Below are 14,712 nucleotides of genomic sequence, written 5' to 3'. Positions count from 1 at the left end.
CGAGTCGAGAAACTGAAAGAATTGACATGCTCCTCGCCCTGAAGGGCGAGGGTTCTGGCCTTCCCTTACTGGTTGCTGTGCCGCTACGCGGCAGGGTTTCCGGTGGGGAATCCGTGGCTTCCTGTTTCTTCGCGCTGTGCCGGGATTGCTCCCGGTCTTACCGGCGCTCCGCAGGCCGATACCGCCTGTCCGGCGGCCGTCTTCACGTTGATCGCGGCGTTGGTGTCCCGGTCGTGGACGGTGCCGCAGGCGGTACAGGTCCATTCCCGCACGTTCAGGGGTTTGGGTCCGTCCACGGCGCCGCAGGCGTGACAGGTCTGGGAGGTCGGTGTGAACCGGCCGATCTTGACCAGGGTGCGGCCGTACCGTTCGGCTTTGTATTCCAGCATGCTGATGAACGATGCCCATCCGGCGTCGTGCACGGACTTGGCCAGGCGCGTGCGGGCGAGTCCCTTGACCGACAAGTCTTCTACGGCGATCCCTTGGTTCTCGCGGATCAGCTTCGTGGAGAGCTGGTGGTGGAACTCACGGCGTGCGTCGGCGACCTTTGCATGGGTACGGGCGACCTTCAGGCGGGCCTTGGTCCGGTTCCTTGATCCCTTCTGCTTGCGAGACAGCGCCTTCTGGGCCTTCTTCAGTTGCTTCTCCGCGCGCCGCAGGAAGCGCGGGGAGTCGATCTTCGTGCCGTCGGAGAGGACCGCGAAGTGGGTGAGGCCGAGATCGATGCCGATGGTGCGATCGGTCTCCGGCATCCGGGCCGCGTCGGCGGCGGGATCGGTGTCGATGACGAAGGAGGCGAAGAATCTGCCGGCCGCGTCCTTGATGACGGTGACGGAGGTCGGGGTGGCAGGCAGGGTGCGGGACCATTTCACCTTCACCGCGCCGATCTTCGGCAGGTTCAACCGTCCGTGGTCGGTGATGTTCCAGCGGGCGTTGGCGGTAAACCGGACCGACTGCCGGGCGTCCTTACGGGACTTGAAGCGGGGCGGGCCCACCTTCGGTCCCCTGCGGTTGCCCTTGAGGGAGGCGAAGAAATTACGGTATGCCGTCTCGGCGTCCCGCAGGGACTGCTGGAGGATGACCGCGGAGACCTCGCCCAGCCAGGACCGCTCCGGCGTCCGTTTCGCCTCGGTGATCAGCTTCCGGGACAGCTGACCGGCCGTCGGGAACGGCTGACCGGCTCGGCGGGCGTCTTCGCGGGCACGCACGGCGTCGTTGAACACGACACGGGCGCACCCGAACGCCCTGGCCAGCGCGGCCTGCTGAGCGGCATCGGGGTACAACCGGAAGGCGTACCGGAGCTGCATGACGATCACACTAGGCACGTCGAACTCACGCCGCCAGCAGGAACATTTGAACGATCCATCACCGTCACGAAGCAGGGTCGGCTCCGCCGGAACGAGATGCGACGCTCCGCGTCGCAGCCACAAGATTCGCCTCACCTCCGGCCTAAAGGCCGGAGCACTGCGAATGATTTCCGGTAGCTGGCGGCGTTCCAGTCCATCCCTGCGAGGGCACGGCCCAGTGCGTCCAGTATGGCGTCGATGTGGGGGCTGTTGGCGTGAGCCAGAGCGGAGACACGGCCATCGCCGGCTTCTCCGCCGCCGTCCTCGGATCGGTGATCACCGGGAGGTTGTCCGGTCCGACGACCAAGGGGTACGTCATCTGGGCGATCCAGCCCCGCGTGCCACAGGAGAAGGGGTCGGTCGCCCACTTGGTCGTCGTCCGGCTATGTAAGTGGGCGGAAGGCTGCATTTCCGGCGGGTGGAAGGTGTTCACTCTTTCGAGCTTGGGAGAAACGTTCCCGGGCTACCTCGCCACGAACTGGGTCAGGATCGCCTGGACCTCGTAGATGTCGACGCCCTTCGTGAAGGTCTTCTCGATGGGGGTCGGGGTGCCGGAGATCCAGATCTTCAGCTCGGCGTCCAGGTCGAACGTGCCGGCCGTCTCCACCGAGAAGTGGGTGATGCTGCGGTACGGGACCGAGTGGTACTCGACCTTCTTGCCGGTGATGCCCTGCTTGTCGATCAGGATCAGGCGGCGGTCGGTGAAGAGGATGGTGTCGCGGATCAGCAGGAACGCGGCGTGCACCTGCTCGCCGTGGCCGAGGAGGCGGGCGTAGTCCTGCTGGGCCGACTGCGGGTTCACGGTGTGCGCGTTGCCGAACAGTGCCATGGTGTCCCCCCGTTGGTTGCCCGGACCGTCTGGTGGGCCGAGTGCCTTGCTCATCCTACGAACAGGGGCCGCGGAGGGCGATGAGCCTGAGGACGAGCCGGTCTGGAGACGCGTCCGCCCCCAGGAGGAGTTCCCCCTAGGGGCGGGTACGGGGCGGGAGTTACGCCGACTCGCCGCCGAAGCGCTCCTTGTACGACTCCAGGTCCTCGTCCGTGAGCTTGGCGAAGAGGACCGGCGGGATGGTGAAGGGGGTGCCGGCCGGGACGGTGGTGAGGGAGCGGGCCTCGTCCGCGGTGACCCACGCCGCCGTGTCGTTCTCCAGGGAGAACGCCTCGCGCATCTTCTTCGCCGACGTCGGGATGAACGGCTCGGAGACCACCGCGTAGAGGTGGATGAGGTTCATCGCCGTACGGAGGGTGAGGGCCGCGCCCTCCGGGTTGGTCTTGATCTCCAGCCAGGGGGCCTTCTCCTCCAGGTAGGAGTTGCCCGCCGACCACAGGGCGCGCAGCGCGGCCGCCGCCTTGCGGAACTGGATGGCCTCCATCTGGGCCTCGTACTCCGCGAGCAGGCGGGCGATCTCGTCGCCCAGCTTCGTCTCCGCCTCGCCGGGCTCGGCGCCCGCCGGGACCTCTTCGCCGAAGCGCTTCTTGGAGAAGGACAGGACGCGGTTGACGAAGTTGCCGAGGGTGTCGGCCAGGTCCTTGTTCACCGTGGCGGTGAAGTGCTCCCAGGTGAAGGACGAGTCGTCCGACTCCGGGGCGTTCGCCATCATGAAGTAGCGCCAGTAGTCGGCCGGCAGGATGTCGAGGGCGTCGTGCGTGAAGACGCCCCGGCGCTGCGAGGTGGAGAACTTGCCGCCGTAGTAGTTCAGCCAGTTGAAGGCCTTGATGACGTCGACCTTCTTCCACGGGGCGCGGGTGCCCAGCAGGGTCGCCGGGAACATCACGCTGTGGAAGGGGACGTTGTCCTTGCCCATGAACTGCGTGTAGTGGACGTCCGCGTCCGACTCCCACCACCAGGAACGCCAGTCGCGGTTCTCCGGGTCCTGGTCCGCCCACTCCTTCGTCGCGCCGATGTACTCGATCGGGGCGTCGAACCAGACGTAGAAGACCTTGCCCTCCGCGGCGAGGTCCGGCCACGCGTCGGCCGGGACCGGGACGCCCCAGTCCAGGTCGCGGGTGATCGCGCGGTCGTGCAGGCCCTCCGTGAGCCACTTGCGGGCGATGGAGGAGGCCAGGATCGGCCAGTTGTCGGCGCGCTCGTCGACCCACGCCTCGACCTCGCCGGCCAGCGCCGACTGGAGGAGGAACAGGTGCTTGGTCTCGCGGACCTCCAGGTCGCTGCTGCCGCTGATCGCCGAGCGGGCGTCGATCAGGTCGGTCGGGTCCAGGACGCGCGTGCAGTTCTCGCACTGGTCGCCGCGGGCCTTGTCGTAGCCGCAGTGCGGGCAGGTGCCGATGATGTACCGGTCGGGCAGGAAGCGGTCGTCGGCGTTCGAGTAGACCTGGCGGATCGAACGCTCCTCGATGAAGCCGTTCGCCTTCAGCTCGCGGGCGATCTCCTGGGTGATCTCGTGGTTCTGCGGGGAGGAGCTGCGGCCGAAGTAGTCGAAGGCCAGGCTGAAGCCGTCGTAGATCGCCTTCTGCTGGTGGTGCGCCTCGGTGCAGAACGCGTCCACCGGCACGCCCTGCTCCTTGGCGGCCAGCTCCGCGGGGGTGCCGTGCTCGTCCGTCGCGCAGATGTAGAGGACCTCGTGGCCCCGCTGGCGCAGGTAACGGGAGTAGACGTCCGCCGGGAGCATGGACCCCACCATGTTGCCCAGGTGCTTGATCCCGTTGATGTACGGAAGGGCGCTGGTGATGAGGTGTCGAGCCATCGCGGGCTGCTCCCAAGTCGCTACGTGGGGTGACGATCTCGTGGTCTCGGTCGTCTACGGAACCTTGAAATCGTAGCTGACACGGGTACGCCGCCCGCCTCCCCTTTTTACGGGGTGAGAAGCGGGCGGCGTCGTGAGCGGTGGACGGCTACGGGCGCCAGTTCGCCAGTACGCCCTCGTAGAGCTCCTTGTCCGTGAGCTCGCGGGGGGTTTCGCCGGCGAGGAAGTGGGACGTGTTGGGGGTCTTGAGCTTGCGGAGGTAGTCGAAGGCCTTGTTCTCCGGGTCTCCGAAGGCGACGAAGGAGAAGAAGACGGCGGGGTGGCTCTTGGCGGCGTCGGTGAGGGCCTGGTTGGCGGGGGTCTTCGCGTCCGGGGCGCCGTCGGTCTGGAAGACCACCAGGGCGGGGGTGGCGGGGTCCGCCGTCTTGTCGTGGTGGGCGAGGACCGCTTCCACCGCCGCGTGGTAGCTGGTGCGGCCCATGCGGCCGAGGCTCGCGTGCAGGTCGTCGATCTTGTTCTCGTGCTCGGTGAGGGTGATCTCGCCGGTGCCGTCGAGTTCGGTGGAGAAGAAGACGACCGGGACGGTGGCCTCGAGGTCGAGGTGGGCCGCGAGGGCGAGGGTCTGCTCGGCGAGGGCCTGGGCGGAGCCGTCCTTGTAGTACGGGCGCATGGAGGCGGAGCGGTCGAGGACGAGGTAGACCTTGGCGCGGATGCCGGTGAGGTCGTTCTTCTCGAGGGTGGTGGTGGCGGCCTTGTAGGCGGTGGTGAGGCCGGGGGCGTGCTTCTTGAGGGCGGCCAGGGCGAGGGCGGGTCCGGCCTCGGCTTCGCCTTCGGCCGTGTCCTTCTTCCCACCCGCACCACCCGTGCGGCTTTCGTCGCCGGGTGCGGGTGGCCCCTGCGGGGCGGTGTCGCCGTCGGCGGCCGCGGGTTCGGGGGCCTTCTCGGACTTCGTCCCCTGATCGGCCTTCTCGGCCTTCTCGGCCTTCTCGGCCTTCTCGGCCTTCTCGGCCTTCTCGGCCTTCTCGGCCTTCTCGGCCTTCTCGGCCTTCTCGGCCTTGGCTGCGGGCGCGGCCTTCGTCGTGGCCTTGGCCGTGGTCTTCGTCGCGGTCCTGGGCTTGGCCTTCGGCTTCGTCTCGGCGGACACCTTGTCGGCGGTCACCGCGTCGGACTCGGCCTCGGGGGCCTTCTCGGACTTCGTCCCCGTGTCGGCGTCGGCCTTCGGCGCGGCCTTGGGCTCAGCCTTGGCTTCGGCCTTCGGAGCGGCCTTCCGCGTCGCCTTGGGCTCAGCCTTCGGCTTCGCGTCGGCTGCGGGCTCGGGCTTCGGCTCGGCCTCGGCCGCCGGCTCGGGCTTCGGCTCTGCGGGCGTCTCCGCCTGCGGCTCGGGCTTGGCTTCCGCCTTCGCCTCCGCCGGTGCGTCGGCCCCGGCCGCCTTCTTCGCGTCCTTCGTTGCCGTGGGCTCGGACTGCGCCTCGTCCGCGGGGCTGCCCTCGGGCTTCTCCGGCGTCGTCGGCTTCGGCTCCTCGGTCGTCGCCGGGGCGGCTGCAGCCTGCTCCTGCTCCGGCTTCTCCGCCGTAGCCTCCTCCGTCACCGTCGGCTCCTCGGCAACCGGCGTCTGCGCCGGAGCAGCCTCCGCAGCCGCGGCCTTCTCCGCCACGGCAGGGTCCGTCGCCTTCGGCTCCTCGACAGCGGTCGGCTCCTCGACACCCGCCGGTTCCTCAGCAGCGCCCGGCTCCTCGGCAGCCGCCTTCTCGGCACCCGCCGATGCCCCGGAAGCCGCCGATTCCTCAGCATCCGCCGACTTCTCCGCCGCAGCGCCCGGCTCCCCCTCCGTCGACCGCGTCGGCCTCGGGACCGTCACATGGTCGAAGGCCGCCGAGACGAGGTCGTGCTCCCCGGAGTCCGACGTGCGGGGCTCGGGGACGCCGGCCGAAGGCGTGGGGTTCGGTTCGGGGGAGGGGGACGGGACCTTCGGGTCCGCGGCGGGGGATGACGTCGGCGCGGCAGTGGCCTCGCGGCCGGTGTCCTCGCTGGTCAGGCCCTCGGTCCCGCCGGTCTCGCCGGCGGTCGCCGTACGCGCCGCATCCTCCGCCTCGGCGGTTTGTGACTTGCGGGATCGTCCGAACGCGTTCCGCAACCGAGTGAGAATGCCCATGTGCGCGCAACCCTTCGCGTGAGTTGAAGCCCGTCAATCCCTGGCCAGGACGGACACGTAAGGTTAGCGGCCCTCCTGTGTGATCTTGGGCAGGGTCTGTTGTGCCGGGCCCACTCTGTCAAGAGCGCATCCGGCCGGTGCGGGTGTCGCCGGGCCGGATCGACGCAACCCCCGTACGGCAGCCGGGGGTTCATCCGTTGTTCACCAGGGCGCCCGGTCACCGCACAGACGTGCCCCTACGGTCACGCTGAAACCAAGGGCATCCCAGGGGAGAGTAAAGTGCGCAAGCTGCTGCCGTTGATCGGAACTCCGTCCGGTTCGCACCGCGGCGGCCGGTCCGCCATGACCTGTCGTTTCCGCTGTGGTGACGCCTGCTTCCACGAGGTGCCCAACACCAGCTCCAACGAGTACGTCGGCGACGTGATCGCCGGTGCGATCGGCCGCAGGTCGATGATGCGTGCCGCGGCCGTGGTGACCGTGGCCGCCGCCGGGGCGGGTGCCGCCGGCGTCGCCCGGGCCCCGCGGGCGGCAGCGGCGGCCGGGCCCGAGGCCGGTGCGGCGGTCGCCTCCGAGGCCGCCCGGCGCAAGAGCAAGGGTGCGCGCGGGCTGCGCTTCGCGCCCGTCGCGCCCAACACCTCCGACACGGTCACCGTGCCGGAGGGGTACCGGCAGAACGTCGTCATCCGCTGGGGCGAGCCCATCCTGCGCGGCGCGCCCGCCTTCGACCCGGAGAAGCAGACCGCCGAGGCCCAGGCCGGGCAGTTCGGGTACAACTGCGACTTCCTCGCGCTGCTGCCGCTGCCCGGGGAGCGCGGCCGGCAGCTGCTCGTCGCCAATCACGAGTACACCGACGAGATCCTGATGTTCCGGGGGTACGACGCCACCCGCCCGACCCGTGAGCAGGTCGAGGTCGCCTGGGCCGCGCACGGGCTGTCCGCCGTCGTCGTGGAGGGGGACCGGAAGACGGGCAGGCTCACCCCTGTACCCCGCCATCGGCTGAACCGGCGCGTCACCGCCACCACCGAGTTCCGGCTGACCGGGCCCGCCGCCGGGTCCGAGCTGGTGAGGACCTCCGCCGACCCGAGCGGCACCAAGGTGCTCGGCACGATCAACAACTGCTCCGGCGGGGTCACCCCGTGGGGCACGACCCTGCACGGCGAGGAGAACTTCAACCAGTATTTTGCCAACGGCAGCCGGGCGACCGACAAGCGGTACGGCATCGGCACCGGGGCGACCGAGCGGAAGTGGGAGAGGTTCGACAAGCGGTTCGACGTCGCCCAGGAGCTGAACGAGGTGCACCGGTTCGGGTATGTCGTGGAGTTCGATCCGTATGACCCGGACTCGACGCCCCGCAAGCACACCGCTCTCGGGCGGTTCAAGCACGAGGCCGCGACCGTGCGGCTCACGCACGACGGCCGTCCCGTCGTGTACTCCGGTGACGACGAGCGCTTCGACTACTTCTACAAGTTCGTCGGCAGCAAGCGGATGCGCCACGGCTCCTCCCGGGCCGTCCGCGAGCACAACCTCTCCCTGCTCGACGAGGGCACGCTGTACGTCGCCAAGCTCACCGGCGACTCCCCCGCCATCGAGATCGACGGTACGGGCAAGCTGCCGAAGGACGGCGAGTTCGACGGGAGCGGTGAGTGGATCCCGCTGGCCACCGCCGGGGCGAAGGGTGCCGTCTCGCACGTCGAGGGGATGAGCGCCGAGGAGGTGTTCGTCTTCACGCGGCTCGCCGGTGACAAGGTGGGCGCCACCAAGATGGACCGGCCCGAGGACATCGAGCCCAACCCGGTGACCGGCAAGGTGTACGTCGCCCTCACCAACAACAGCAACCGGGGCGTCGGCTCCAACGCCCCGGCGGACGAGGCCAACCCGCGCAACGCCAACAAGCACGGGCACGTGCTGGAGCTCACCGAGCGGTGGAACCGGCCCGAGAGCACCCGGTTCGCCTGGTCGCTGTTCCTCGTCGCCGGTGACCCGGACGACCCGGCGACCTACTTCGCCGGGTTCCCGAAGGACGCCGTCAGTCAGATCTCCTGCCCGGACAACGTGGCCTTCGACCCGTACGGCAACCTGTGGATCTCCACCGACGGTGCCCAGCTCGGCTCGCACGACGGCCTGTTCGGCGTGGCGACCAGGGGTGAGCGGCGCGGCGAGCTCAAGCAGTTCCTGACCGTGCCGAAGGGCGCCGAGACCTGCGGCCCGATCGTCCAGGACCGGCGTGTCCTGGTCTCCGTGCAGCACCCGGGCGAGATCGACGGCGCGTCCGTGGAGAAGCCCGCGAGCACCTGGCCCGACGGGCCGGGGACGTACGTCCGTCCGGCCGTGGTGGCCGTGTGGCGTGCCGACGGGTCCGACATCGGCGTCTGAGCCGTTCGGCGGCCGGGGTTCGGCGGCAGGGACTCGGCGGCAGGGGGTCAGGGGACGGCCGGGCTCGGGGGTCTGAGAGGGCCGCCGGGTCCCGGCCGTCCCCGCTCGCTCCACTCCCGGTAGGCCGGTGCCTGCCGGGCCACCTCGCCGTACGCCTCCTCCAGCGCGGGGTAGACGCCGTCGAGGACGGTCTCCGTGCGGGACGCGGCGAGCAGCCGTACGCCGAGCGGGTCGCCCTTGAGGCGGCGTACCGCCATGTCGGGGCGTGGGGTGCGGGTGGGCTGGCAGACGGTGACGACCTCGCCGGTCGCGACCAGGGCGTCGGCCGTGTGGTAGTCGCCGTGCAGGACATGCGGGCTGACGCGGGCGTCGCGGAACATCCGCTGGACGGCGTCCCATTCGCCGTCGACGGTGGGGTCGATCATCCAGCGGTCGCCGGCCAGGTCGGTCAACTCGACCTCCTGCTTGGCGGCTGCCGGATGGTCGACGGGCAGGGACACGCACTGCGGTTCGCGTTCCACCAGGACGCGCAGCCGGAGTTCCACGGGGATGCGCAGCGGGCAGCCCTCCACCTCGTGCACGAAGGCGACGTCGAGCTGGCCGTCGGCGACCATGCGGAGCAGGGCGTTGGGGGAGACGTTCATGTGCAGGCTGGGGTTGCGGCCGTGGGCGCGCAGCCGGCGCAGCCAGCCCGCGAGGGCCTTGCTGGCCGTCGAGCCGATGCGCAGCTCGGTGCCACCGGACGCCGCGGCCCTCGCCTCGGTGACCAGCAGGTTCAGGTCGGCCATCAGCGGGCGGGCCCGGCTGAGGACCAGGCGGCCCAGCGGGGTGGGGCGGCAGCCGGTGTGGGAGCGCGTGAAGAGCGGCCCGCCCAGCTCCTGCTCGATGCGCCGCAGTTGGGTGCTCAACGACGGCTGGGCGACGCCCAGCTGCCGGGCGGCGCGGTGCAGACTGCCGGTGTCGGCTATGGCGCACAGCGCGCGGAGGTGCCTCACCTCGAGCTCCATGCTCTGTGAGGCTAAAGCGGAATCGCGGCGTTAACCAGCCACATAATCCATCGCTAAACCAGGTGAATTGGGCAGCCGATAGCCCGGTCCTATCCCTGGTTGCCATCATCACAGGCGCCGCACAGGCACCGAGACTCACCGGTGAGACTCAACCCCACCCAAGGAGTCCTCGATGCGAAAGTCCCTGTCCTCCCTGGCGGTTCTCGGTCTCGGCCTCACGATGGCCGGACTCGGAACGGCTGCCCCCGCCGCGGCGTCCCCGGCCGCGGAGCCCCACGCCGGATTCGTCGCCCGGCCGGCCGCGTCCGTCGCGTCCGCCGACTCCGACGCGACCAGAGCCTTCTTCCAGGCGGTCCTGAAGTCCGTCGCGGAGAAGCGCGCCGGGAACCCGAGTGCCACCGCGGCCGTCACCGTCGTCTACGACGCCTCCCGCGCGCCCACGTTCAGCGCCCAGATAGCGCGCAGCACCCAGATATGGAACAGCTCGGTGTCGAACGTGAAGCTCCAGTCGGGCTCCGCTTCGGCGGCCGACTTCAGCTACCGGGAGGGCAACGACTCCCGCGGCTCGTACGCCTCCACCGACGGCCACGGCAGCGGCTACATCTTCCTGGACTACCGGCAGAACCAGCAGTACGACTCCACGCGGGTCACCGCCCACGAGACGGGTCACGTCCTCGGTCTTCCCGACCACTACTCGGGCCCGTGCAGTGAGCTGATGTCCGGTGGCGGGCCCGGCCCGTCCTGCACCAACGCGATTCCCAACGCGACCGAGCGGTCCCGGGTCAACCGGCTGTGGGCCAACGGCTTCGCGGCGGCGATGGACAAGGCCCTGGAGAAGTCGGCCCGTTAGGACCCCCATGCGGATACGGCCGCCCTGCCACGAGGGGCGGCCGTATTCGTGTGCGCGCACGGGGCCCGGGTCAGCGGCGCTCGTGGAGCGTGAGGTCCGTGACGACCGCCCGGTGGTCGGTGTCGGCCAGGTCCAGGATGCGGGTGCGGCTCGCGCCGAAGTCCTTCGACACCAGGACGTGGTCGATCTGCGCGCCGAACGTCGGGGCCGTCCGGGCCGGCCAGGTGGCGGTGCGGCCGTCACCGTCCAGGCGGGAGGCGTCGCGCAGGCCGGTGTCGAGGATGCGGCGGAAGGCCGCGTGGTCCTGGGAGGCGTTGAAGTCTCCGGCCAGGACCAGGGGGGTGCCCGGGTCGGTGCCGGCCGCGTCGCGCAGGGCGCCGAGCTCCCGGCGCCAGAGGTCCACCTGGCCGGGCAGCGGCGGCATGGGGTGGGCGAGCTGGAGCCGTACGGCGTGTCCGTCGACGTCGGCGATCGCCCCGGGCATGCCCATCGTGCCGGGCACGCCGGCGGTGGGCTCGAGCGGGAAGCGGCTGAGGATGACGGAGCCCTCGGAGCCGCCGCCCTCCACGGCCCTGCGGTGCGGGTAGTCCGGGGAGAGGTCCCGCTTCAGCAGCGCGTCGCAGGCGTAGTCGCACTCCTCCACGAACACCACGTCCGGTTTCTCGCGGCGGACGGCGGCGACGAGGGGGCCGGTGCCCTGGCCGAATTCGACGTTGGAGGTCAGGACGCGCAGGCCGGCGACCGGGCGGCCGACGGGGTCGCCGACCTTGCCGTACGGCTCGACGAACCAGGCCAGCAGGCCGAGCAGGACCACGCCCCAGACGGTCCCCGGCCACCAGCGGGACAGCAGGGCGAGCAGCAGTCCCACGGCGGTGGGGACGAGCAGCCAGGGGAGGAAGGCGAGGAGCTGCGGGACGGGGGTCATGCCGTCGCTGTCGGCGGCCCGGAAACCGGCGACCACGCTCACTCCGGCGCACAGCAGGCCGGCGCACCAGGCGCCGAGCCGCCGTCCGGGCGGACGGTGCTCGCGCCCGTCGTCCCTGGCGGTCCACTCGGCAGCGGCGGTGTCCAAGGTCCGGCCTTCCGTTCGCGGGGTGGGATGCCCGAATCCTCCCTCAGAGACGGGGTGGGGTGGAGGAAGGTTGCCGGGCGTCGACCCGGGCCAGGAATTCCTCCAGCGCGTGATCGAACACCTCCGGGCGTTCCAGGTTCGGCAGGTGTGCCGCGCCCTCGACGATGTGCAGCTGCGAGTCCGGGAGGGCCGCGTGCATCGCCCGGGCGTCGGAGACCGGGGTGAAGGTGTCGTCGGCCCCCACCACGACCAGGGCCGGGACGTGGACGCGCGGCAGCAGGGCGGTGTAGTCGGGGCGCCGGGCCCGGGCGCGCAGGGCGGCGGCGGCGCCCTCGGCGGCGGTGGCGGTCATCATGCCGTGTACGTGTGCCTTGACCTCGGCGGAGGCGTACGGGGCGACCATCCGCTCCAGGACCTCGTCGGCGTAGCCGCGCAGGCCCTCGGCGAGGAGGCGGTCCGCCATGGTGTCGCGGGTGCGCACGCCCTCGGGGGTCTCCGCCGACGGGAAGGTGTCCGCGAGGACCAGGCCGCGGACGCGCTCGGGGAACAGCCGGTAGCAGTCCATGACGATCTGCCCGCCCATCGACAGGCCCGCGAGCACGAACGACTCCACCTTCAGCTCGTCCAGCAGGGCCTCGATGTCCCGGGCGAATCCGGAGAAGTCCGTGACGGCCGGAGTCGTCGGGGAGGCGCCGTAGCCGCGCAGGTCGGGTGCGATGACACGGCGGGTACCCGGGAACCTGTCGAGCTGCGGGGCCCACATCGTGCGGTCGAAGGGGTGGCCGTGGACGAGGACCAGGGGCAGCCGATGCGTATCGGGCCCTTTGTCCTCGTATGCGAGGAAGGGTGCCATGGCGTCGACCCTAGGGCGCCCAACTACTCGGAGCAATAAGATCTTTGCTCTCGGTGCAATCCAAGGGGGAGACCGGCCGATGAGTGACTACCGGCGCATCGCCGACCGCATCGCCGACGACATCGCCACCGGACGGCTGCGGCCGGGCCAACGGCTGCCGCCGCAGCGGGCGTTCGCACGACGGCGGGGCATCGCCCCGTCGACGGCCGGGCGGGTGTACGGCGAACTCGTACGACGCGGGCTGGTCGTCGGGGAGGTCGGGCGCGGCACCTTCGTACGGGCCGCACCGGCCGGGCCGGCGGGGCGGGCGCTCATCGAACCCGCCTTGGCCGCCGCACCCGTCAACCTGGAGCTCAACTACCCTGCCGCGCCCGGCCAGCCGGAGCTGCTCGCCCCCGTGCTCGCGCCGCTGCTGCGTCCCGACGTGCTGGCCGAGGCGCTGTTACCGGCCGCCGCCACCGGCACCGCGGCCGCCCGGGAGGCCGCGGCCACGGTGCTCACCACCCCGGGCTGGCGCCCCGCCCCGGAGCGGCTGCTGTTCACCGGCAACGCCCGGCAGGCCATCGCCGCCGTTCTGGCCTCGCTGGTCCGGCCCGGCGGCCGGGTCGGGGTGGAGCAGCTGACGTATCCGCTGGTCAAGGAGATCGCGGCGCGGCTCGGCATCACCCTGGTGCCGTTGGCCGGGGACGCGGCCGGGCTGCTCCCGGAGGCTGTCGCCGCCGCGCATCGCACGGCGCCGCTGTCCGCCCTCTACCTGCAGCCGACGCTGCACAACCCGACGTCCCTGACGACCGGCCGGCCACGGCTGCTGCAACTCGCCCAGCTGCTGCACGACCTGAACCTGCCCGTCGTGGAGGACCGCATCTGGTCCTTCCTCCGGGAGCCCGGGGATCCGCTCGCCGTGCACGCCCCGGCCCTCACCCACGTCGTCGACGGGCTCTCCAAGCGGGTCGCCCCGGGGCTCACCGCCGGATTCCTCGTCGTGCCCCCGCACCGCGTCGCCGCCGTGGCCGACGCCGTGCGGTCGGGCGGCTGGAGCGCGGGGCGGTTCGCGCTGGAGGCGGCCGTGCGATGGGCCGCAGAGGGGACGGTGGCACGGCTGGTGGCGGCCAAGCGGGCGGACGCGGCACGGCGGCAGCGGATCCTCGCCGAGGAGCTCGCGGGCTTCGCCGTACGGTCCGACCCGGCCTCCTGCTTCGCCTGGTGGGAGCTGCCCGCCCCGTGGCGCGCCGACACCTTCACGGCCGCCGCCGCCGCGCACGGCATCGCCGTCACGCCCGGGCCCGCCTTCGCCGTCGCCCCCGGGCACACCCCCGACGCCGTCAGGCTCGGCCTCGCGTCGGCTCCGGAACCGGATCTGCGACGGGCACTGCGGACCCTCGCGCACGTCGCCGCGCGGCGAGCCGGGGACCGTACCGGCCCGTGACCCAGGCGCACGCCGCGACCGCCAGACCCAGGACGCACAGCAGCCAGGACACCGTGCGCAGAGTGGCCGTCAGGGCGTCGTACACGGCTCCCGCGGCCGGGCGGTGCAGGACGTCGGGCAGGTCGGCGAGGGTGAGGCGGCGGCCGATCGCGACGGCGAGGACCAGCAGCGCGCCGCCCAGCGCCGTACCCAGCCCGAGGGCGGTGACCGCGCGGCGGCGGCAGGCGGCGACGGCGATCCCGGCGACCGCGAGGACGGCGGCGGTGAGCGGCAGCCAGAAGGCGGCGGTGTCCAGCACGTGGTACCCCTTGCGCAGTCGGTCCGCGTCGTCGGCCGGGAGCACCGGGATCCGCGTGTGCGTGACCGGGATGCGGTGGGCGAACGGCACGTGGTCGTCGGCGAGCTGCTGTTTGAACCGGGCGATGACGGGAGCGGGGTCGACGGTGACCGGGGCGCCGCGGGCGCCGTCGTCGCGCAGGGCGCGCAGCACCGCGTCGTGCACGGCCCGGTTCGCCGCGTCCCAGGCCGCGCGATACGCCTCTGTGCGGGTGAAGGAGCGCGCCGCGTCGTGCACGAAGGGCCCGACCGCCCCGCGCAGCGGGCCGGTGTCGGCCTGGCGTCCGACCTCGCGCAGGACCCCGTCCCCGACGGCGTCCGCGACCGCGTCCCGCACGTCCGGGTCCACGGCGAGCGGCGCCATCGTCCGGACGTAGCGGCCGGTGTCGGTGAGCCCGTGGGCCGCCCAGGACGCGAGCGCCCCGAACGGCACGAGCAGGCACGCGAGGGCCAGCAGAACGGCCGACAGGACGTTCCGCGATCGTGGGGGCGTCTTCCCGGCCAGGGGCGCCCGGTCGCGCTCGGACACCCTTCCAGGCAAGACGCCCCGGGCCGGGACCGCGAGCGCTGCGACGCCCGCCGACCGCCCGTC

12 protein-coding genes are annotated in these 14,712 nt (G+C 71.5%); 4 read left to right on the top strand and 8 right to left on the bottom strand.

Annotated elements, in window-relative coordinates; translation table 11 throughout:
- Positions 1–83: 83 nt before the first annotated feature.
- A complete protein-coding gene (locus ABTX60_RS08925; RefSeq protein WP_352096389.1) occupies positions 84–1,307 on the bottom strand; it encodes an RNA-guided endonuclease InsQ/TnpB family protein in 1,224 nt (407 codons plus the stop codon).
- A gap of 254 nt (positions 1,308–1,561) precedes the next feature.
- Here ABTX60_RS08925 and ABTX60_RS08920 point away from each other — a divergent pair, with 254 nt between their 5' ends.
- The gene (locus tag ABTX60_RS08920) at positions 1,562–1,852 is read left to right on the top strand and encodes a hypothetical protein (RefSeq protein ID WP_352096388.1); all 291 of its coding nucleotides are present in this window, start codon (positions 1,562–1,564) and stop codon (positions 1,850–1,852) included.
- On the opposite strand, the gene ABTX60_RS08915 is transcribed toward ABTX60_RS08920, so the two are convergent.
- The 3 genes from ABTX60_RS08915 to ABTX60_RS08905 form a co-directional block, all read right to left on the bottom strand.
- Positions 1,810–2,175: a PH domain-containing protein gene (locus tag ABTX60_RS08915; protein ID WP_104779215.1), complete on the bottom strand. Its 366-nt coding sequence runs from the start codon at positions 2,173–2,175 to the stop codon at positions 1,810–1,812. The two genes, ABTX60_RS08920 and ABTX60_RS08915, sit on opposite strands and share 43 nt — an antisense overlap.
- Positions 2,176–2,335: 160 nt before the next feature.
- Positions 2,336–4,051, bottom strand: coding sequence for a methionine--tRNA ligase (metG, locus tag ABTX60_RS08910; protein ID WP_352096387.1), 1,716 nt, complete (start codon positions 4,049–4,051; stop codon positions 2,336–2,338).
- Positions 4,052–4,199: 148 nt separating this feature from the next.
- Entirely contained in the window at positions 4,200–6,203 is a 2,004-nt protein-coding gene (locus ABTX60_RS08905) for a VWA domain-containing protein (RefSeq protein WP_352096386.1), read from the bottom strand.
- A 279-nt stretch (positions 6,204–6,482) separates the two neighbouring features.
- Between ABTX60_RS08905 and ABTX60_RS08900 the strand changes: the two genes are divergently transcribed.
- Positions 6,483–8,576 (top strand): PhoX family protein, encoded by a 2,094-nt coding sequence (locus tag ABTX60_RS08900; protein WP_352096385.1) that lies wholly within the window; start codon positions 6,483–6,485, stop codon positions 8,574–8,576.
- 47 nt (positions 8,577–8,623) lie between these two features.
- On the opposite strand, the gene ABTX60_RS08895 is transcribed toward ABTX60_RS08900, so the two are convergent.
- The gene (locus ABTX60_RS08895; RefSeq protein WP_352096384.1) at positions 8,624–9,583 is read right to left on the bottom strand and encodes a LysR family transcriptional regulator; all 960 of its coding nucleotides are present in this window, start codon (positions 9,581–9,583) and stop codon (positions 8,624–8,626) included.
- 172 nt (positions 9,584–9,755) lie between these two features.
- Here ABTX60_RS08895 and snpA point away from each other — a divergent pair, with 172 nt between their 5' ends.
- Positions 9,756–10,433: a snapalysin gene (snpA, locus tag ABTX60_RS08890; RefSeq protein WP_352096383.1), complete on the top strand. Its 678-nt coding sequence runs from the start codon at positions 9,756–9,758 to the stop codon at positions 10,431–10,433.
- A 70-nt stretch (positions 10,434–10,503) separates the two neighbouring features.
- Here the strand turns inward: snpA and ABTX60_RS08885 are convergent, their stop codons facing one another.
- Positions 10,504–11,505, bottom strand: coding sequence for an endonuclease/exonuclease/phosphatase family protein (locus ABTX60_RS08885; RefSeq protein ID WP_352096382.1), 1,002 nt, complete (start codon positions 11,503–11,505; stop codon positions 10,504–10,506).
- A 43-nt stretch (positions 11,506–11,548) separates the two neighbouring features.
- A complete protein-coding gene (locus tag ABTX60_RS08880; protein ID WP_352096381.1) occupies positions 11,549–12,358 on the bottom strand; it encodes an alpha/beta fold hydrolase in 810 nt (269 codons plus the stop codon).
- A gap of 79 nt (positions 12,359–12,437) precedes the next feature.
- Between ABTX60_RS08880 and ABTX60_RS08875 the strand changes: the two genes are divergently transcribed.
- On the top strand, positions 12,438–13,784 hold the full coding sequence (locus ABTX60_RS08875; RefSeq protein ID WP_352096380.1) for an aminotransferase-like domain-containing protein: 1,347 nt from the start codon (positions 12,438–12,440) through the stop codon (positions 13,782–13,784).
- Here ABTX60_RS08875 and ABTX60_RS08870 read toward each other — a convergent pair.
- On the bottom strand, positions 13,681–14,649 hold the full coding sequence (locus ABTX60_RS08870; RefSeq protein WP_352096379.1) for a hypothetical protein: 969 nt from the start codon (positions 14,647–14,649) through the stop codon (positions 13,681–13,683). The genes ABTX60_RS08875 and ABTX60_RS08870 overlap by 104 nt on opposite strands.
- Positions 14,650–14,712: the final 63 nt, after the last annotated feature.

Source organism: Streptomyces sp. NPDC126510, assembly GCF_040302345.1.
In the GTDB taxonomy this organism is placed as follows: domain Bacteria; phylum Actinomycetota; class Actinomycetes; order Streptomycetales; family Streptomycetaceae; genus Streptomyces.
This window is presented reverse-complemented; position numbering and strand designations above follow the sequence as displayed.